Annotated in this window: 12 protein-coding genes and 1 pseudogene; 3 read left to right on the top strand and 10 right to left on the bottom strand. The window is 68.9% G+C overall.

The genetic code is table 11. The features are described from left to right. Nucleotides 1–8: 8 nt before the first annotated feature. Nucleotides 9–299 carry a transposase gene (locus ACFV1W_RS24960; protein WP_072653749.1) on the bottom strand — a complete coding sequence of 97 codons (291 nt, stop codon included), beginning with the start codon at nt 297–299 and terminating at the stop codon, nt 9–11. Nucleotides 300–392: 93 nt separating this feature from the next. Between ACFV1W_RS24960 and ACFV1W_RS24955 the strand changes: the two genes are divergently transcribed. Then, nucleotides 393–1754 carry a restriction endonuclease gene (locus tag ACFV1W_RS24955; protein ID WP_380419456.1) on the top strand — a complete coding sequence of 454 codons (1362 nt, stop codon included), beginning with the start codon at nt 393–395 and terminating at the stop codon, nt 1752–1754. 968 nt (nt 1755–2722) lie between these two features. Here the strand turns inward: ACFV1W_RS24955 and panD are convergent. From panD to ACFV1W_RS24935, 4 genes are all read right to left on the bottom strand, one after another. Continuing rightward, nucleotides 2723–3184, bottom strand: a complete 462-nt coding sequence (panD, locus tag ACFV1W_RS24950; protein WP_380419455.1) for an aspartate 1-decarboxylase — start codon at nt 3182–3184, stop codon at nt 2723–2725. Nucleotides 3185–3255: 71 nt separating this feature from the next. Next, nucleotides 3256–3450 carry a transposase gene (locus ACFV1W_RS24945; protein ID WP_380419454.1) on the bottom strand — a complete coding sequence of 65 codons (195 nt, stop codon included), beginning with the start codon at nt 3448–3450 and terminating at the stop codon, nt 3256–3258. 195 nt (nt 3451–3645) lie between these two features. After that, the gene (locus ACFV1W_RS24940; RefSeq protein ID WP_380419453.1) at nt 3646–5655 is read right to left on the bottom strand and encodes a B12-binding domain-containing radical SAM protein; all 2010 of its coding nucleotides are present in this window, start codon (nt 5653–5655) and stop codon (nt 3646–3648) included. Nucleotides 5656–6201: 546 nt separating this feature from the next. Beyond that, nucleotides 6202–8742 carry an amino acid adenylation domain-containing protein gene (locus tag ACFV1W_RS24935; protein ID WP_380419452.1) on the bottom strand — a complete coding sequence of 847 codons (2541 nt, stop codon included), beginning with the start codon at nt 8740–8742 and terminating at the stop codon, nt 6202–6204. A gap of 387 nt (nt 8743–9129) precedes the next feature. On the opposite strand from ACFV1W_RS24935, the gene ACFV1W_RS24930 reads away from it, so the two are divergent. Together ACFV1W_RS24930 and ACFV1W_RS24925 are read left to right on the top strand one after the other, a co-directional pair. After that, nucleotides 9130–10335, top strand: coding sequence for a MalY/PatB family protein (locus ACFV1W_RS24930; RefSeq protein ID WP_380419451.1), 1206 nt, complete (start codon nt 9130–9132; stop codon nt 10333–10335). Next, on the top strand, nt 10332–11624 hold the full coding sequence (locus ACFV1W_RS24925) for a condensation domain-containing protein (RefSeq protein WP_380419450.1): 1293 nt from the start codon (nt 10332–10334) through the stop codon (nt 11622–11624). Before ACFV1W_RS24930 ends, ACFV1W_RS24925 begins: the two co-directional genes overlap by 4 nt. Nucleotides 11625–11838: 214 nt before the next feature. On the opposite strand, the pseudogene ACFV1W_RS24920 reads toward ACFV1W_RS24925, so the two are convergent. From ACFV1W_RS24920 to ACFV1W_RS24900, 5 genes and pseudogenes are all read right to left on the bottom strand, one after another. Further along, nucleotides 11839–14499: pseudogene (locus tag ACFV1W_RS24920) on the bottom strand (amino acid adenylation domain-containing protein); the annotation flags it as partial. A 64-nt stretch (nt 14500–14563) separates the two neighbouring features. Further along, on the bottom strand, nt 14564–18004 hold the full coding sequence (locus ACFV1W_RS24915; protein ID WP_380419449.1) for an amino acid adenylation domain-containing protein: 3441 nt from the start codon (nt 18002–18004) through the stop codon (nt 14564–14566). 55 nt (nt 18005–18059) lie between these two features. After that, a complete protein-coding gene (locus tag ACFV1W_RS24910; protein ID WP_380419448.1) occupies nt 18060–18812 on the bottom strand; it encodes a thioesterase II family protein in 753 nt (250 codons plus the stop codon). Next, entirely contained in the window at nt 18809–19024 is a 216-nt protein-coding gene (locus tag ACFV1W_RS24905; protein WP_053690741.1) for an MbtH family NRPS accessory protein, read from the bottom strand. The genes ACFV1W_RS24910 and ACFV1W_RS24905 overlap by 4 nt, the downstream gene beginning before the upstream one ends. Before the next feature lie 36 nt (nt 19025–19060). After that, nucleotides 19061–20449: a condensation domain-containing protein gene (locus ACFV1W_RS24900; protein WP_380419447.1), complete on the bottom strand. Its 1389-nt coding sequence runs from the start codon at nt 20447–20449 to the stop codon at nt 19061–19063. Nucleotides 20450–20468: the final 19 nt, after the last annotated feature.

The following is a 20468-nucleotide window of genomic DNA, read 5'->3' as shown; positions in this document are numbered from 1 at the left end:
GAAGCGGATCACCGATTCGTCTCGGCCGCGAAATAGGCGGCCGCCTTGCGCAGGATCTCGATCGTCTTCTGCTGCTCGAGGTTCTGCCGACGAAGCCGGGCAAGCTCCTCGCGCTCGGGGCTGGTCAGGTCACCGGGCCGGCCCTCGCCCCGATCGGTGCGGTCCTGCTTGACCCAGCCCCGCAGCCCCTCCGGGCTGACCCCCAGCTCCCGGGCGATCTCGGTGACGTTCCGGTGCGGAGAAGACCGGACGAGCGCGACCGCGTCCCTCTTGAACTCCGCCGTGTACCGCTTACTCATGTTGCTGTTGCTTCCCACCTGAAACTGCTTCCTCTGGGCTCACATGTCCCAGTCTCCAGGTGTCCAGCCCCAGGGTGGAACTTCAAACGGAAGGTGGCCCCAGCCGTCGAACACGCCCGGCTCCTGGCCGCCGGCGAGAAGCACCTCCAACGCGAGGAAGCCACCCGCGCCAAGGAAGCCGCCCGCGTAGAAGCCGAGTTGGCCAAGCGCCAGACGGCTCGACGCCGCGAGGAGGAGGCGAAGAAGCGCGCGAACGCCCAGGCCGAGAAGGAAGCCCAACGGCAAGCCCGGCAAGCCGAGACGGCCCGACTCAAAGCCCAGGCCGAGGAAGGCACCACCGAGTGCAACCGGCGCCGCGAGGAACTGGAATCAGTCCTGCTGCTGCGCCCCGAGGGCCTGGAGGCATGGCACCCGCACGTCGAAGAAGCGTTCGCCCACGACGGTCCTCAGGGCGTCGCGGAGCGGATCGAGAATCTGCTGCAGCGCTCCCCTGTCCCCCCAGGCTGCCGAACCGCGGCCCAGGCGGTCTACGTCCCCGAGGCCCAGCAGCTCCTGGTCGAAGTTGAGCTGCCCAACCACGAGATCGTCCCCGCGGTGGCCTCCTACCGCTACGTCGCACAGCGGGCCGAGGTCGTCCCCCAACCTGCCAAGCAGGCCGAGATCCACGAGTCCTACGCCCGACTGGTGGCCCGCCTGGCCCTGCGCGCGCTCGACGAGGCATTCTCCGCCACCCCGGCCTCGTTCGTGGAGACCGTCATCCTCAACGGCCGCGTCAACACCACCGACCGGGCGACCGGCCAGACCGTCCGGGCCTGCGTCGTCAGCGTCATCGCCCAGCGGAAAGACTTCGCCGAACTGGTCCTGGACGAGCCCAAGCTCGACCCGCAGCAGTGCCTCCACCGACTCGGCGCCACCGTCTCCAAACACCCCCACGACCTGGAACCGGTCACACCCGTCGTCGAGGCCGACCTGTCCCGCTACCGCATCACCACCGACACCGCCGTGGTCGCCACCCTGGACAGCCGGCCCGACCTGCTCCAGATGAACCCCTACGACTGCGAACGCCTGGTGCGCGAACTCTTCGAAGCCAGGGGCTACGAGACCTGGCGCACCCAGGGCTCCCGCGACGACGGTGTAGACGCCGTCGCGACACTGACCGACCCGACCGGATCCACCATCTTCGCCATCCAGGCCAAACGCTCCAAGAACGTGGTCCCGGTGAACACCGTCCGCGCCATGTCCGGCGTCATGCACGACAAGGACGCCGGCTACGGCATCGTCGTCACCACTTCGTGGTTCGGCAAGGACAGCTACGACTTCGCCCACCGCAACGGCCGCCTCCGCCTCATCGACGGCCGCAACCTCAAGTCCCTGCTCGCCGAGCACCTGAACATCGACGCCCTGATCGGACTGCCCAAGGTCCCCCCGGGCTGGCAGGCCGGCGACCTCGTGTAGGCGCGAACGCGGGGCCGCCGCACTAGGTTGCGGCGGCCCTCCGACCGACGGCTGCGGTCCCCAGCTGGTCCCCAGCTGGTCCCCAGCAAGATCACAAAACGGCGGCGTCGTAGCCGCCCATCACCTGTCGGACCATCAACAAAAAGGCCGCTGACCTGGGATCTCTCCCGGCCAACGGCCTTCCGACATTCTGTCGGGACGACAGGATTTGAACCTGCGACCCCTTGACCCCCAGTCAAGGGGTTCTACTATTGTCGGCAGCCGAGGCCTCAAGGCCTCGGCTTTTCGCTGCTCAACTACATTGAAAAATAGGGAAGTTGGAACTCTTCATGGAGATCCACGATCGACAGCGCCAGAGCCCATCAGATGCCCAGGCGGGTTCAAGTTCGCACATAGATGCCCGTTATCGCCTACGAGCGCTCATAGGCGCTCACCAGGCGCGGTCCCAAGCTGGTCCCCAAATGGTCCCCAGACCCCCGGACCGGCCTTCGTCACCGCGAGTGACAGCAATCTGTCGACCCTTCAGCAGGACCCTTCTGCCGACCGCAGCAGCCCGTCCTGCATTGCCCCTGGCCAGACGAGGCGGTCTGGTCGGATCAGGGTCGACTACCCACTGGATACGGATAGTGATCTTCCGGACGGTGTGTCGTCTTGAGCGTGTCCTCGCCATCCGGTTCTGAGTGCTTCGGCACCGCCCAACGCGCTCTGCCGCCACACCCGACACAGCAGCCACTCTTGCCCAGATTCACCAGCAGGTCGAGAGAAGGAAAGTTCATGGGACAGCGTGCGCAGCGGGGCGGGGTGTATCGGCAGTTCCTCCACCCCCCACCAGCGCCGCCTACAGCACCACCGTCCGCCCCGGCGGTACTCACCCAGGGGTTGGACCGGCGGCCCCCGCCCCGGTCGCATAGACCGGGTGCACCGAACTCACCACCGAGCAGTTCCAGGCGCTGGCCGCAGAGGCCAGGTCAGCCAGCGAGTCGGCTCTGCCGGCGTGCCATGTCTTGAGAGGAAGGAGGAACGATCCTGTCGCCACGCAGGAGTCCGCTGTCCTGTGGGGCCTCCGCGGGGTCATGGCCGGCAGTGATGATTCGGTTGCCCTCGTCAACGAAGACAACATGGGGCTTCATGTCGCGGGCCTCCTCATCAGATACCTGCGCATAGGAGATGATGATGACGAGATCTCCTGGGCTGATGAGTCGCGCAGCGGCACCGTTGATGCCGATGATTCCTGTATTCCTGGGCCCTTCGATGACGTAGGTGGAGAGGCGGGCCCCGTTGTTGATGTCGACGATGTCGACCTTCTCGCCGGGCAGTAGATCTGCGGCCTCCATGAGGTCGGAGCTGATGGTTAGCGAACCAACGTAGTGGAGGTCGGCCTGTGTGACTGTGGCTCGGTGGATCTTGGACTTCATCATGGTGCGATGCACGGCGGTTGATCCTCGTCGTTCCTGTTCAGGCAGCGGCCAGAAACAGCTGCGGGGTGTACGTATGATCTTGGTCAACAGACCGGTGTCTCAGATGGTTGGAGCGCACCTCCGATAACAGCACATCGTCGGATATCGCCGATCAGAGCCAGCAGTTCAGTCTCGTCCTTCTCGATCCGGCGGGACAGCAGCCACTCGCCCTCTTCGTTGACCACCACGACATGGGGGTGCATCTTGCCGATATCCACCCCGGCCCGGATCTTGGTCATGTCCCCTCCCGCCAGCTCGACTCACATCGATCCCGCGGACGACCTCGCCGGCGTTGTCCTATAGCAGCGATCGAGTCGCGTATCCCCATCAGCCGTCGAGTCGTCACGGGGCTTCGGGTGGGCAAGTCCCGTAGGCCATCCAGCGGCTCAGCCCTTACAGCCGTGCCCGGAGTCTGTGGGCGCCTTCAGATGTCGTCATAGTCCGGCGTGGACGGGCCGGGGGCTGTCGGATTGCTCTTCCTGGACAGGAACTGCGGAAGCATCATTGCGGGCCCCACCCCAGCGTTTCTCGGTCTCCCTGTGAATGTGCCAGATGTCGTCCTCGGTGAGGAGGACGGAGACGACACCGGGAAAAGCTTCCTCGAAATAAATATAGGGCTTTCGGTTGTCGATGCGCGGGGAGTGGTAGTCGAGTTGGTCCTGCATACCGTGCTGGCGCGTGACCGGCGTCGCGGGGTGATAGGTGAGTATGTTCGGGCTGGCCAGATCGATTAGCTTGTCGTCGATGAGACGGCCCACTTCTTGGATGGTCTCGTCGATACTGTCCCGCGTCTCACCGTCGAGGCCGAAAAGGACGGAAGTTCCCAGCTGCAGGTCCTGCGCCTTGACGAGGGCCGCAGCTTCCCTGACCTTTTCCCTCCAGGGCTTCCGTTCGTCCCGGCGGATATTCTTGTGAATGTTGTTCATGACTTGCGTCGACATGCTCTCGATGCCGATGTAGATGTAGCTGCATCCGGCATCCTTCATCTTTCGCAGTATTTTTGACGACTCTTCAGCTGAATGTAGCGCGACGAGGGTGTCCACGGTCAGCTGAGCACCCCACTGGAGGTCGCGCAGCCGCTGGACATCGCCTTCCTCGCGAACGAATCTGCGGTAACGCGGTTCGAGTGAACCGCTCTCGTCCCGGCGGATCCGGCCGAGCTCCTCGCAGAAGTTCTCGATGTCCCGGTACCGACCGCTCCAGAAGACGGAGTCGTCGAAGAAGAGCGACTCGGCGCCGTAGCTGACGTATTCGCAGACCCGCTCCGCCGCCGTGCCTATCGCATCATCCTTGAACCGCTTGAGCCCGGTGAGCTGCGACGACTCGGAACAGAAATTACATCGGTACGGACAGGCGTTGGACACCATGAAGTGCGCGGTGCGCAGCACCTCCCCCGTCCCGGGGCGAGTGAAGATGGGGAATCGGGATCGGATCGCGAATGCCTCGTACGGCGAGGGTAAGGACGCGAGGTCGAGCGTTCGGCCACGGAGCGGAACGGCGTCGAAGGTCTCCCCCGCCGCCAGGACGACGACCGACACACCGGGCACGGGGCCCTCTTCGGCGAGCAGCCCCTGCAGGCACGGCAGGACCTGGTCACGGTCCACCCAACGCCGGTCGAGATCGGTGGCAAGGGCGAGGGCCCGCATGAGCAGGTCCACGGCGAAGTAGGCCTCGCCGCCGACGACGGCGTCGACCACCCCGGGGACCTTGCCCTCCTGGATGACCGCCACCGTGCTGCTGGGTTGGACCACGAGGGCCTGGCCGTCGGGGGTGCAGGTGACGGTCTCGTCCACGTGACGGCCTCCGAGTATGACGAAGGCGTCCGGGACCTCGCGCTTGACCAGCCTCGCGATCTCGAGCGCGTAGCGGTGCGCGGGTGACACGGCGCTGATGAGCACGACCCTGGGCTGGACCTCGCGCAGCAGCCGCAGCCATCTCGTGCGCGCCGCGTCGTCCCAGACCCGGGGGTCGAACACCGTCTGGTCGGTGTTGGGTGACGTGCCGTAGGCCCGGTATCCGTCGTCACTCACGGAGAGCCGGTACTCCTTGGACGGGAACCGGGTCCACTCGGGCGCGAGGTCGCTGTAGTGCACGGCGTCCTCCAGCGGGCCGGCGTCCGCCACCGCACGGTGCACGGCGACGCTCAGCGCCGTGTAGAGACACATCGGGTCGCCCGGATAGGTGATCTCACCCTCGGACTGGGTCATGACGGGCGCCAGTACCGACAGCACAGGGAAATAGCGGGTGTCCGTTCGCGCACTCGCCAGGTCGTCCGACAGCCGGCGCCTTCGCGTCAGACGCCGTTCCCGAAACGCGTCCAGATCGGACACTCCCCCCGGGCGATGCAGCTGAATGTCGCCACCCCCCGAATGCACCTTCTGAATAGCGTGCGTGGCCATCAGTCCTCCGGATTCTGGTTCTTCCAGGATCTTGTCCTCGAACACGGACATCGATGACGAAATGACTCCGGCGGGCCATCGATGGACATTCTCGTCCTTCCGCTTCCCGACAAACACACATCCCAGTCCGTCACCGGCTGGGACATTCCCAGAGCCTGGCCGCATTCTTCTCGTGGCGGTCCAGGAGCTCTTCGATCGAGGGCTCCCCCGGCGCGACCTCGAACTCACCCGTGATCTTACTCGACCTCACCAGGCCGTGTCTTCAGAAATGACACGTCCGCATCATTCCTCATTCATTCACGTGCGCGCGCCGGCCCGAGGGCTCCGACCGGGGTTTCCACGAACGCACACGAACCGGCCGACCAAGCCTCGGGGTTTCTTTCCCGGTGCGCCGGCGTGATCAGCGGGCATGTTCGCGGCTGTCGCGAAGACCGATGCGGTTGTCGACACCGGCGGGACGGGCTGTGGTGCGACAAGGACTCCGCGCGACGGACGCCCGGGAATCCGGCCCGCCCGGCCGGCCACCGTCCGCGTGCCCGGCCGTCTTCCGCGAGCGCCTCGGCGACGACGCCTGCCGACAGGCCCGTCCTGTTACGCCGCGCCGCTCTGCCCGGGGTCGGAGTCCCCCGCCCCGGGCAGAGCCGCCGTGGCCTCAAGGTGCGCGGCCAGGCTCTGCAGCGTCGGATGGCTGTGCAGAGCCACCAACGTCATCTCGGGCACCTGCGCCATACCGCGCATGGCCGTCATCGAGTCGCCGCCCAGGGCGAAGAAGTCGTCGTCACGCCGGATCGCCTCGATCCCCAGAACGTCCCGCCAGGCCGCGGCGATCCGCTTCTCCCACGGACCGCTGGGCTCGGCACCCGCGGGCACGGTGCCGCCACGGCGCTCATCGTGCGGTGAGGGGGCCGTGGGAAGCGACTTGCGGTCCAGCTTCCCATTGGGGCTCAGCGGCATGGCCGGCAGCACGAGCACAGTGCCGGGAACCATGTGAGCCGGGAGGCTGGCGGCGAGGGTCCTGCGGATGTCCTCCGGGTCCAGGACTTCGCCGTCGCGCGGCACGACGTATCCGACCAGGACCGGGACGCCGACGGCATCGGTCCGTGCGGTCACCGCCGCTTCCTTGACCTGAGGATGGTCGCGGAGTACGGACTCGATCTCGGTCAGCTCCACCCGCAGTCCGTGGATCTTCACCTGAAGGTCGGTCCGGCCGATCAGTTCGATCAGTCCGTCGGCACCGAACCTCGCCAGGTCGCCGGTGCGGTACAGCCGCTCGTCGGCCACGGGGCCACAGGTCCACTCGCTGAATCGCTCGGCGGTGAGGGCGGGCTGGTCCAGGTAGCCGAGCGCGAGGCCGACGCCGGCGAGGTACAACTCGCCTGTCACACCCGGCGGGACGGGTTGAAGCGACTCGTCCAGGATGTAGGTGCGCTGATTGGCCATCGGGCGCCCGTACGGAATGCTCCTCCAGGTGGGGTCGGTGGCCTCGACCTCGAATATCGTCGAATAGATCGAGGCCTCGGTGGCCCCACCGAGGGAGATGAACCTGGCATCGGGCGCGGCCGCGCGGGCGCGTCCGGGCAGCTTCAGCGGGATCCAGTCTCCGGCGACCATGATCAGCCGCAGTGCGTTCACCGGCGAGGGCCCGCCAGCCCCGCCGTGCTCGACATGATCGAGTACCAGTTCCAGCAGCGCCGGTGCGGTGTTCCACACCGTGACCCCGTGGTCCGCCGCCAGTTCGGCCCAGTGCGCCGGATCCTTGGCCCGGCCGGGCGCAGGAAGGACGAGAGTGCCGCCTGCTGCCGTCATCCCGAGGAACTCGTAGACCGACATGTCGAAACTCGGGGACGACAGGCCGAGGACACTGTCGCCGATGCCCACCGCGAAGCGGGAGTTGAGATCCTCGATGTTGTTCATCACGCCCCGGTGGCGCAGCGCGATCGGCTTCGGCTTTCCGGTGGAACCGGAGGTGTGCATGACGTAGCAGAGGTTGTCCGGCCCGGCCTGGGCCTTCGGATCGTGATCGGGCCGCGCGGACAGGGCGGCGGTCTCGCGGTCCAACAGCACCAGGAGTTCCGGCCGTACGGAGTCCGCCCCGGTCAGTGCGACAGCGAGCTCGCTCCGGCTGATCAGAGCCACGCAGGAAGCGCCGGTGATCATGGTGGACACCCGGGCCTGCGGATAGCCGGGGTCGAGCGGCACATAGGCCCCGCCGGCCTTGAGCACCCCGAGCATCGAGATCAGCAGATCGGGCGAGTGCTCGAGGTAGAGGCCGACGCGGTCGTCGGGTCCGACGCCCAAGTCCCTCAGATGATGTGCCAGCCGGTTCGCCGCGACGTTGATCTCCTGGAACGTCAGCCGGGTCGCTCCCTGGATCACGGCGACGGCCTCGGGGGACCGCGCGGCCCGCTCCTCGAACGCCTCGTGCAGACAGCTTTCCTCGTGGGGCAGTTGGACGGCGGTGTCGTTCCAATCCACGAGGATCCGGTGCACCTCGGGCCCGGTGAGAAGCACGAGATCCGCCAGCGCCTGGTCCGGCCGGTTCGCGCCGTCCTCCAGCAGGTTCTGGAAGTGGGCGAGCAGCTGGTCACCGGTCGCCGTTTCGAAGAGTCGCTCGTCGAAGTGGAGAGCGACCGACCGGGACGCCGCCTCGGCCACTGGCAGCACGAGCTCGACCTCGTACGGCTGATCGCCCTCGCCGGCCCGATCCGCACCGAACCGTACGCCGATGCGCGCGGGCTCCTTCCCGGGGGCCGCCACGGTACCGGCCGCACCGGCCAGTCCGCGGAGCGTGCTCTCCCCGGTGACGGAGAAGCGGAGCAGCGAGTCCTCACCGCCTTCGCGGTGCACGTGGAACTCGACCTGGTTCTGGCCGGAATACCGGTACAGCAGCGCGGCGAAGCCGGCGAGCAGCACGCTCTCCGGGGCGGTCGCACAGGAAACCGCCACATCCCTGACGGCGCCGGCGTAAAGACCGGGAATGTCTCGGCGTAACACCCCCGTGCAACGGGGTGCGTCGACGCCACGCGGCCGGTCCGCAGGGATTTGGGCAGCACGGGAGGACAATTCCTGACTCCTGTCACAGATTCTCGACATCGCAGATGTAATTCGACTGTGAATATCGGATGGGCGCATGTGCGCACCGACTGCCGGGCCAGGAGGCTCCAAGCTTTGCGAGCGACCAGCCTCAGCGTCTAATCCGGGCTGAGGAAGGCGCTGTTGGCGACAGTACCGGCGGGTTGCGAACGCCGCAATGTGACCGACATCACACATCGCGGCCAAAGGCTTCCGCATAGCCTTGTGTGCTCCCCTTGAGGTACTCGGGGAACTCCCGTGTAACCCAATAGGACTGTGGGGATGCGACTGGAGAGCTGGGGAACCGCAGGAATTCCGCCGAGCGATCGGTTTACTGCCGCAGGTTATGCCGCAGGCTTTCCGTGCCAGCCTCCGCTCCGTCGTGCGGCACTCCACCGACATTGGTCCGCACAGCGCTTCGCCATCCAACCGACACGGAACAGGACTATGAACGCCGACACTTCGTCAACCGCTCTCGACTTCCTGGAACTGAGCCGCCTGTCACAGCGGGACGGGGAGAAGTGGGCCACCGCGGGCGATGGCATGCTGGCCTCCTGGGTCGCGGACATGGACTTTCCGACCGCACCCGCGATACGCCAGGCCCTGCTGCGCCGCGCCGACGGCGATCTCGGCTACCCCCCGTGGTTCGACGAGAGCCGTGGCGGCCCGCTCGGCGAGGTGTTCGCCGAGAGGACGCGGCACCGGTACGGCCACAGGCCTGATCCCACGCACGTCCGGCTGTTCACGGACATCAACCAGGCGATGCTCGCGACGCTCCGGATCGCCACCGCCCCCGGCGACGCGGTCCTTCTGCACACCCCCGCCTGCCCGCCGTTCGTCGAGGTCATCGAGAGGATCGGCCGCCGGGCATTGACCGTTCCGATCCAGGAGAGCGCGGGCGGGTGGGAGTTCGATCCCGCGCTCATGGAGCGGACCGCGGCGGACGAGGGCTCGGGGCGCTGCCGGGTGCTCTTCCTCGTCAACCCCCACAACCCCACCGGCCGGGTGTTCCGCCGTGACGAGCTGGAGTCGCTCGCGGAACTCGTGCTCATGTTCGACCTGTTGGTGATCTCCGACGAGGTGCACGCGGATCTGACCCATGCCCCGCACCAGCACATTCCCTTCGCCTCGCTCAGCCCGGAAATCGCCGCCCGCACCGTCACCCTCACCTCGGGGAGCAAGGCGTTCAACCTCGCCGGGATCCGCTGCGCGCTGGCACACATAGGACCGCAGGCCGTACGGGATGCCGTCGACGCGCGGCGCGGGCTGCTTTTCGGCCAGGTGGGAGTGCTCGCGGTCGAGGCACTGAAGGCCGCTTGGACCTCGGGCGACGCCTGGCTGGACGAGGTTCTGGCCATCTTGGACCGGAACCGGCGGCTGCTGGCCGAGCGGCTCCCGGAGGGGATCCGATGTCGGACTCCGGAGGCCACGTTCCTCGCCTGGCTCGACTGCCGGCAGCTGGGGATCGGTCCGGACCCCATGCCCTTCTTCCGCGACGAGGCCAAGGTGCTCCTCTTCTCCGGTCCGGCCTTCGGAGCCGGCGGCGATGGATTCGTCCGGCTCAACTTCGGGACGTCCCCGCGGGTCCTGGAAGAGACCCTGGAACGCATGAGCGCCGCGTTGCGACGGCGCGGGCAAGGAGCTTCCCTGTGACCGACCACGCGACGGTGCGGGTCCAGCCGGCCTCCGCTCTGGAGATGCAGCTCTGGCTCGCCGAGCAGATCGCCCCGACGAGCCGCGCCGGCTGGGTCCTCGCCCAGGTCCGCGTCGACGGCCCGCTCGATCTCCCCACCCTCGACGCAGCGCTGTCGGCGGTGGCGCGCCGCCAGGAGGCGCTGCGCACCGCCTTCGACTTCGAGGACGAGCAGGTGGTCCGCAAGGTCCTCGCGGAGCCGGTCGCCGAGCCGCTGCTGCGCCTCGGGTCCGGCACCGGCTTCGAGGAGGCGGCCACCACCCTGCTGAACGCTGACACCTTCGATCTCGCCGCGGGCCGCGTCTACCGGGCCGCGGTCGCCCCGGACGCACAGGGCGCCACCGTCTTCCTGGCGGTGCATCACATCGCTTTCGACGGGCTCTCCCAGGAGGTGTTCGCCGCCGATCTGGCGCGCGCCTACGCACGGGCCGTCGACGGCGTCGCGACCGGTCTGCCCGTGCTGGAACGAGCGGAGCCCACGGAACTGACGCCGGCGCGACACGCCGAACTCACCACACACTGGCGCGCCGTGCTGACGGGGGCGGCCGACCTGCCCACCCCGGACGGCGGCCCGGCGCCGAACCAGCACGAGCTCGCTGCAGGTGAGTCGGCCGAGCTCCGAACCACCTGTCCGCCCAGCACCTGGCAGGCGGTGCGCGACCAGGCCAGGCGCAGCGCCTGCTCACCGTTCGCGGTGCTGCTGGCCGCGTACGGCCGGGCTCTGGCCGAGATCACCGGCGGCACCGACTTCTGCGTCGGCACACCGGTGGCCACCCGCTCGGCCGGGCAGCAGGACGAACTCGGCTGCCTGATCGACATCCTGCCGGTGCGGATGCCCGAGCTGTCCGCACCCGGGGTAGTCGAGCGGGTCTGGGCTGCCGTGCGGCAGAGCATCGTGGGCTCCGCGCTGCCTCGTTACGACATCGTCCGGACCGTGGACACGGTCGCCGGTGGTCGGATGCCCGTCTACCAGGTGCTGTTCGCCTTCGAGAACTGGCGGCGCGTCGAGCATTCGGCCGGTCCGGTACGGATGCACGCCGTTCCGGTGCCGCCGGTCGGCGCGGTCGCCGAGGTTCAGCTCCAGGTGTGCGAACTGCCCGACGGGACGCTGAAATGCGTCGTCCAGGCTCCGCTGACCGGTTCCTGGCAGCAACGGCTCCCCGATCTGCTGCGCGCTTTCGACAGCCGGCTCGCCGAACTCGCCCCGTCGGCCACGCCTCACTCCTTCTCCTCGGAAGCTCCCGCATGACCACCCGTTGACGTGCCTGCCGTACGCTGATGCTGGCGGCCCCCTGGCAGCTTCCAGGGGGCCGCAGTGCTGCGAGCCCCTCCCGTCCGGGTGCCCGGACGGGAGGGGCTGTTCAATAGGGGCAGGACTGCCCGCCGGGCCGGGCGTCGCCGGGCTCGCCGCGGGTCCGGAAGAGGTGCGACACCGCGGAAGCGGGCACCGACGCGCGAAAGGGTCACGCGTGGGGCGGGAACGGGGCTCCGTCGGATCCGTGGGCCAGCAGCTCGGCGAGGGCGGCCACGGTCGGGGCCTTGAACAGGCTCGGGACGGTCACTCCGACACCCAGCTCCACACGGATCCGGGCCACCAGGCGGATCGCGTCGAACGAGTTGCCGCCCAGGTGGAAGAAGTCGTCGTGGATCCCCATGTCGGGTGCGGCGAGCACGTCGGCGAACAAGGAGCGGAGCAGCACCTCGGTCGTATCGCGCGGAGCGGCCGGTCTCCCGGTCGGTCGGCGCCGGGGCGCGGGGAGTGCCGCCCGGTCGAGCTTGCCGTTGGCCGTCAGGGGAAGCGCGTCGACGACCACGAAGTAGTCCGGAACCATCTGTGGCGGGAGCCGGAGCTCCGCCTCTCGCCGCACGTCCTCGACGTACAGGTCCGGAGACGACCAACCCGACCCCCGGTGCGCCGGTGCGGCACCCTCCCCGCCACCGGAGGCCGGCTGCCCGCCGCGGACCGCGTAGAGGGTGACCAGACCGGTCTCCGAGAGCATCGCCAGCCCGTCGACGGTGACCCGGTACCCCCGCTCCTCCAGGTGGCCCCGGATCCAGTCGATCCGGCCCGGGGCGTCGTGCGCTTCGATCACCAGCTGGCGGACCAGGTTCCAGTGCTCCTCACGGAGCCCCAACAGCACCTCGCGCTCGCTCTTCTCCGCATCGATCTTGAGCAGGTCGATCCGCTCCACACCGGTCTCGTCGATGACGTCCGACAGCGTGCGCAGCTCGCAGGTCACGTCGGTGTGTTGCAGCCGCTCCGTGAGCAGACTGTCGAGGTCCGCCGCACCACTCTGCGGAAGGGCTTCCCGCACCGGCTGCTCGTTGCGGACGAAGGCCTCCAGGACGCCGCGCTCCTCGGCGAGGTCACCGAATCGCCCCGACATGATCGAAAGTTGCGGATAGTAGGTGAACGACGCCGTACCCGCCGCTTCGGCGAGGCCACACGGAAACAGCCTGGCGTCGACTCCGTGCAGCCGGGTGTTGAGTTCGAGCATGCGGAACAGCTGCGGAATCGGCTCGAACGCATGGACCACGCTGCCGGGACGGGAGCGGGCCACCGCGAGCGAGAAGAACCCGATGTGCGCGCCCACGTCGAAGACGCAGGCCCCGGTGTCGGGCAGCGTGATCCCGTGCCGCAGGTACTCGTCCTCCTCGAAGATCTCGCGGTACAGGAAGTCCGCCTCCGACCGGTTGGACGCGACGACGGCCATGCCGTTCGGCAGGGTCTGCAGGTCCTTCCGGTCGACGAGCCCGGCCTCTTCGAGGTGGCAGAGGTTCCGCAGTGCGGCGGCCTCGACGGGGTCGGGTACGAGGTAGGCGGTCAGCCGCGTCTCGCCGGCCTCGTCTGGCCTCGCGACCACCACCGCGTCGGCGACCGCGGCGTGCCGGGCCAACGTCGCCTCAATCTCGCCGAGTTCGACGCGCACGCCTCCCACCTTGACCTGGTGGTCGGCACGGCCCAGGTAGTGCAGGACGCCGTCGGGGTCCCGCCGGGCGAGGTCCCCGGTCCGGTACATCCGGCTGCCCTCAGGGCCGTAGGGATCGGGGACGAAGCGCTCCGCTGTCAGCCCCGGCCGGTTCACGTACCCCCGGGCCAGCTGGACACCCGAGATGTAGAGCTCGCCGGCCACACCGGGCGCGGCCTGGTTCAGCCGCTCGTCCAGCACGTACAGCCGGGTGTTCCACACCGGGGCACCGATCGGCACCGGGCCGGGTGGGTCGCCGGGGCCGCAGCGCCAGTAGGACACGTCCACCGCGGCCTCGGTGGGCCCGTAGAGGTTGTGCAGTTCGGCGTCCAGGAGGCGGAAGAACCGTGACCGCAGATCGGCCGAGAGCGCCTCGCCGCTCGCGAACACCCGGCGCAGCGAATCACATTGGGCCGTCGTCGGCTCTTCGAGGAAGTGACGCAGCATGGACGGGACGAAATGCACGGTCGTGATCCGCTCCGCCCGGATCAGCTCGGCGATCCGGGTGGGATCCCGGTGCTCGTCCGGCCCGGCCAGGACGAGGCGCGCACCGACGCACAGCGGCCAGAAGAACTCCCACACGGAGACGTCGAATCCGGCGGGGGTCTTCTGCAGGACGTGGTCGTCGTGGCCCAGCGGATACTCCGCCTGCATCCAGCGCAGGCGGTTGACGATGGCCTCGTGGGACACGGCCACCCCCTTGGGCCGACCGGTGGATCCCGAGGTGAAGATGACGTAGGCGGTGCTCGACGGGTGCGGCGAGGGCCACCCGGTCCCGTCCGCCTCGGGCGCACCCTCCTCCGACATCCGCCGGACGTCCTCGCTGTCGAGCGTCAGCACGGGCCGGGCGTCCTCGGTCATCTCCCGTACCCGCTCGGCGGGCAGCAGCGGATCGACCGGAAGGTACGCGGCCCCGGCCCTGTGCACCGCGTGGAGGGCGACCACCAGTTCCACGGATCGCGGCACCGCGACCGCCACGATCGTCTCGGGCCCCGCCCCCTTGGCCATGAGCGACCGCGCCAGTCGGCCGACCCTGGCGTCCAGCTCGGCGTACGTGAGGGACACGTCGGCGCCGACGAGCGCGACGGCGTCAGGGGTCCGGGCTACCTGGGCCGCGAACAGCTCGGGCAGAGTCTCTGCCGCCATGTCGTGAGCCGCGGTGTCGCTCATGACGTCACTTCCCATCGTTGTCGAACTGACCGCCGGACCTTGAGGTCGGCTACGGAAGGGGCGTTGCGGACGGATGGAGGGCCGCCCGGCGCAGTGCCTCGATGTGCGCGGCCAGCGTCTCGACGGTCGGCGCGTCGACCAGGGCGCGCACCGGGATGTCCAGCTCGAGCTCGGCCCGCAGTCGGCTGACGACCGCCAGCAGGGAGAACGAGTCCCCGCCGGCCTCGAAGAAGTTGGCCCGCACGTCCACCTCGGCGAACCCGAGCACCTCCGCCCAGGCCGCCGCGACGGTGCGCTCCGTCTCCGTGCTCGGCGGCGTCACGGCCGTCGGAAGCACGGGAATCGGCTCGGGTCGGGGCAGCCGCTGGCGGTCCACCTTGCCGGTCGGGGAGAGCGGCATGGCCTCGAGCCACATGACCACGGCTGGCTGCATGACGATGGGCAGCTTCGGGGCGAGGTGGGCACGGAGCGCGGCCTCGTCGAGCTCGCTGCCCGGTGTCCTGACCACGTGGGCGACCAGCCGCTGGTCGGGCTCCAGGACCACCACGGCGTTCGCCACCTCCGGGTGACCGCGCAGCACCGATTCGATCTCCTCCAGCTCGACCCGCACGCCGCGGATCTTGACCTGACTGTCGACCCGGCCCAGGAACTCCATCTCCCCGTTGGGCAGGCGGCGCACCAGGTCGCCCGTGCGGTAGAGGCGTCGGTCGGGCCGGGCCGGGTCCGGGGCGAACCGGTCGGCGGTCAGGGCGGGCTGGTTGCGGTAGCCGCGGGCAACGCCGTCACCACCGATCCAGAGCTCGCCGGGCACGCCGATGGGCTGCAGGTTCCCCCAGCGGTCGACCACCGCGCAGGAGGCGTTGGCGATCAACTCGCCCAGCGGCATGGAGCTGCGCTCCAGCGGCTCGTCGCCCATCCGGCCGACCAGGGCCGCGCCCGCGGTCTCCGTCGGCCCGTACTCGTTCCAGATCTCGCACCCGGCGGAGACGACCGCACGGGTCCGCGCCACCAGGTCGGCGTCCAGGTTCTCGCCGCCCATGGACACGTGCCGCAGCGTCGGCATGTCGAAGCCGGCGTCGGTGATGCCGCGCATCTGAGTCGGCGTCAGGTACAACATGTGGATCGACCGCTCGTTGATGAACCGGGCAGTGGCCCGGCCGTCGGCCTTGACCTCACGGGGCAGCATGACCAGGCAGGCGCCTGCGGTCAGTGCGTGGAACATCTGCTCGACGGACCAGTCGAAGTGGTAGGAGAGGTTGTGCACCACCCGGGTGCCGGGGCCGATCGGACGGATGTCCTGGGCCCACTGGATCCACGGGGTGATCGCGGTGTGCGGCAGGCCGACGCCCTTGGGCCGGCCGGTGGTCCCGGACGTGTACATCAGGTACACCAGCTGCGAGGGATGCAGCGCGGACCCCGGGACGCCGCCGCGCGCGCCGTCCTGCGCGGTGCTCACCACGTCCACGCTCTCCAGGACGGCCGTCGGCAGCTGGTCCCGCAGTTCCGGGGTGGTAACCAGGATCTTCATCCCGCTGTCCGCGACGACGTACGACATCCGGTCGACGGGGGCGAGCGGATCGATCGGCACGTAGGCGGCACCGGACTTCAGGATGCCGAGGATGCCGACGATGAGGTCCACCGACGGGTCCGCGCACAGGCCGACCAGGTCGTCGGTGCCGATGCCGCGCGCCGTCAACTCGTCGGCCAACCGGGACGCCCTGCCGTCGAGTTCGCGGTAGCTGACCCGCTCGTCGCCGCTCTCCACCGCGTCCGCGTCCGGGGTCCTGAGCGCCTGCGCCTCGAACAGCCGGTGCAGGAAGAGGTCCGTGGGGTAAGGACCGCAGCTGGCGGTGGACCACTCCTCGAGCTGACGGCGCTCCTCCTCGGGAAGGATGGTGAGCTCGGAGAGGCGCTTGGCGGGAGCGGCCACCGCGTCGGCCGCGAGCACGGCCAGGTGGTCGAGGATGCGCCAGGCCTTGTCCTCCAGGAACAGGTCGGTGTTGTAGTCGATCGCGAGGCGGTACGTGAACTCGGTCTCGACGACCCGGAACACCAGGTCGAACTTGACCGCCTTCAGGTTCAGGCCCAACTCGACGTCGTTGACGGTGATCCCGGCCAGCTCCGGCGCCGGGACCGCGTGCTGGTAGGCCAGCATGACCCGGAACGGCCCCTGCCGGGAGGAACGGTCGGTCGAGACCGCGTTGGCCACCCGCTCATAGGGGACGTCCTGGTGGGCGAAGGCCTCCAGGATCCTGCCCCGGACCCGGCCGAGCAGCTCGGCCAGCGTCGGGTCGCCGGACAGGTCGCTGCGCACAGCGAGGGTGTTGAGGAAGCACCCGAGCATGGACTCGAGCTCCGGCAGGTCACGGTTGGCGCTGGGGATGCCGACCACGATGTCCGTCTGGCCGCTGTACCGGCTGAGCAGCACGTTGAGCAGCGTGAACACGGTCATGAACGGGGTGGCGTTGTGCTCCTTGGACAGCTCGCGGATCCTGCGCGACACCGCTCGGGGCAGCTCGATGTCCACCGACGCCCCCCGGCTCGTGCCGGTCTCCCGGGGCGGCAGGTCGGTCGGAAGGTCCAGCACGGGGAGCGGGCCGCGCAGTCGGTCCTTCCAGTAGTCCAGTTGGCGTTCAAGCGTGGTCCCGGTGACCGTGCGCCGCTGCCAGGCGGCGTAGTCGGCGTACTGCACCGGCGGCTTCACGGCCGCCGGGATCCCGCCGTCGGCGGCGGCGGCGTAGAGCTCCAGCAGCTCGGCCATGGCGAGTTCGAAGGAGTACACGTCGGTGATGATGTGGTGCAGGTTGATGAGCAGGACGTGCCAGTCCTCGTCCAGCCGGTACAGCTCGACCCGGAGCAGCGGCCCCCGCTCCACGTCGAACGGCCGCTGGGCGGAGTCGAGGAGCAGACCGGCCAGGACCTGCTCCTGCTTCTCCTCCGGCTCGTCCCGGAGGTCGACCACGGTCAGCGGAAATTCGGCCTTGGCCTGAATCACCTGCTCGGGGATGCCGTCGACCGCCTTGATGGTCGTGCGGAAGACCTCGTGCCGGTCGACCAGCGCCTGGACGGCCTGCCCCAGGGCCGTGATGTCGAGCGGGCCAACGAGCTCGTTCGCCATCGGGATGTTGTAGCGGGAACTCGGACCCTGGATGTGCTCGTCGACCCACAGCCGCTGCTGGGTGAACGAGGTGGGCGCGTGGAAGACCTCGCCCGAGCGCCCCTCGAACGGCTCGACGGTCTGTTCCGCCCCGGGCTCCGTCTCCCGCATCGCCTCGATGGCCGCGGTCAGCTCGACGAGGGTCTGTGCATCGAAGAGCACGCTGAGCGGGATCCGGATGCCCAGCTCCTCGCGCAGTTGGCTGATCGCTCGAGCACCTTTCAGTGAATTTCCGCCCAGCGCGAAGAAGTTGGCGTCAGGACCGGATATCTCGGCGTGCAGGACAGCCGTCCACACATCCGAGACCACGTCCATCACGGACCGCTGCGACATGTCGTTCCACCTAAATCCGTCGATCGAGAGGATGGTTGTTCCGAAGGGCTTCGGGTCAGTGACCGTTCTGCCGGGGCACGGCGGCGAGTCGCCCGGCGATCTCGGCGAGCACGGCCGGACGGGCGGAGTGCAGGAAGAAGTGGCCGCCGGGAAACATCCGCAGGTCGAAGCCGCCGGCTGTGAGCTCGCCCCAGCGCGGCATCGCCGCGAGGCCCGCGGGATCGTCCTCGGTCCCGCCGAACGCCGTGACCGGGCAGGTCAGCAGCGGCCCGCCGGTGAACCGGTAGGTCTCGACCACCGCGAGGTCGGCCCGGATCACCGGGAGCATCAGGCGCATCAGTTCCGGGTCCGCCAGAACCGCTTCCGGTGTCGCGGACCAGGAGCGCAGTCTCCCGATCAGCTCCTCCTCCGGACCGGCGTGGTACGCGGTCTCCTTCCGAGCCTGGGGCGGTACGCACCCCGAGACGAACAGCCGGGTGGGTGAGCCGATCTCCATCCGCTGCAGGGTGCGGGTGAGGCTCCAGGCCACCAGGGCGCCCATGCTGTGCCCGAAGAACGCGAACGGACGGTCCAGGTGCTGGATGACCGAGGGCACCAGGTCGTTGAGCACCGCGCCCATCCGGTCCAACGGCGGAGCGTTCAACTGGTCTTCTCTGCCCGGAAGTTGGACCGACCACGGCTCGATGTCGGCGGGCAGGCAGGCGGCCCAGTCGCGGAACACCGAGGCACCGCCGCCGGCGTACGGGAAGCAGAACAGCCGCGTGGCCGCCTGTGGCCGCTCGGCGAGCGGCCTGACCGTCACCCTCATCGGCCGGTCCCGCCCGCCATCTCCCGGCGCAGGGTCAGCGGACGCATGTCCGTCCACACCTCGTCGACGTGCGCGAGACAGGCCTCCTTCGAGCCCCGCTCGCCCGTCTCCCGCCAGCCGGCGGGCAGCTCGCGGCCCTGCGGCCAGATGGAGTACTGCTCCTCGGAGTTGATCACCACGACATAGCCGTCGTCGTCACGCTGTCCGTCCATGGGCCCTTCCTTTCGGTGAGATGGCGGAATACCGGCTCAGGCGTTCGGCGTCCCGGGCCGGGAGGCTCGCAGGGCCCCCAGCCGACGCCGGCCGGCGGGCACGGTCCGCGCCGCCCGCCGGGCCCGCGCCAGCGGCGCCGTCAGGGCGGCCAGCGAGACCGTCACGTCCTCGACGACCGCCCGCAGGACGGCCAGGAAGGCCGACCGGACCTCCTCGGCCTCGGACTTCGCCAGCCGTCGGGAGTTGTAGTTGAGCCGCATCCTGAGCCGGTCGCCGTCCGGCTTGCCGAACAGGCAGAGGTCGAGCTGCGAGGTCTGCCGGGCCGGGGGCAGGAAGTCCGCGAACTGGAAGGAAGTCGAGAAGACCGGGTTCCGGCCGGGTCGGGACTCCACCTCGAGCTTCTCGAGCAGCAGGGTGTACGGATAACGGCTGTGCGCATAGGCGCCAATGCTTACGGCCCTGGTCCGGCGCACGACCTCTTCGAAGGGGTCCGCACCCGACATCCGCACCCGGACCGAGAGCGGGTTGACGAAACTGCCGAACATCCCGTCCAGCTCCTTGGTGTCCCGGCCGGAGAACGGGACGCAGACCACGATGTCGTCGTCGCCGCTGATGTCCCGCAATGCGACCGCGTAAGCGCTGAGCAACAGGATGTGCGGCGTGACGCGCAGCTTCCTGACCAGTGCCGCCAGCCCTGCGGCCGTGTCGGCCTCGACGTCGAACTCCAGCGTCTCGTTCACCACCTCGTCGGCGGGCGCGTCGTAGTCCCCGATGCGCAGCCGCGGCAGCGGGGCGGCCAGCTGGTCGAGCCAGTACGCCTCCATGGCCTTGCTCTGGTCGCTCGCCAGCCACTCCCGCCGACCCCGCACGAAGGCGTCGTAGGTCGTCGGGAGCAGGGGCAGCTCCGGCTCTCCGTCCGCGGCGAAGGCTCGGTAGCAGAGCAGCAATTCGCGGATGAAGATGCCCATGCTGGTGCCGTCCGTGAGGATGTGGTGCACGTTCACGTAGAGGCAGTGGTGGTCGGCGGCCAGCTTGAACACCTTGAGCCGCACCGGCGGGGTGGCGAGTTCGTCGAAGGGGGTCGCGTTCTCGGCCCGGACGCACCGGTTCAGTTCGGTCGTCGGATCAGCCGCGCCGGTCAGGTCGACGAGCGGCACGTCCAGGTCGAATTCAGGCAGGACACGCTGGCGCGGACCCTCCGGAGTGTCCCGGAAGGACAGCCGCAGCGCTTGGTGCCGGTCCATCAGGAAGGCCGCGGCACGGCGCACGGCGACGATGTCCACCGCCTCGTACAGGTGCTGCCAGTACGGGAGGTTGGAGTCCGCCCGGCCCTCGTCGAGCTGGTGCTGGAGCCACAACCCCCTTTGACCGTTCCACAGTTCGAACCAGGCCCCGTCATCCTCGACATCGTTGGGGTCTTCCACTTGGCCAGCCAATCTTCAC

The sequence above is a fragment of the Kitasatospora sp. NPDC059648 genome (assembly GCF_042734825.1).
Lineage (GTDB): Bacteria > Actinomycetota > Actinomycetes > Streptomycetales > Streptomycetaceae > Kitasatospora.
This window is presented reverse-complemented; position numbering and strand designations above follow the sequence as displayed.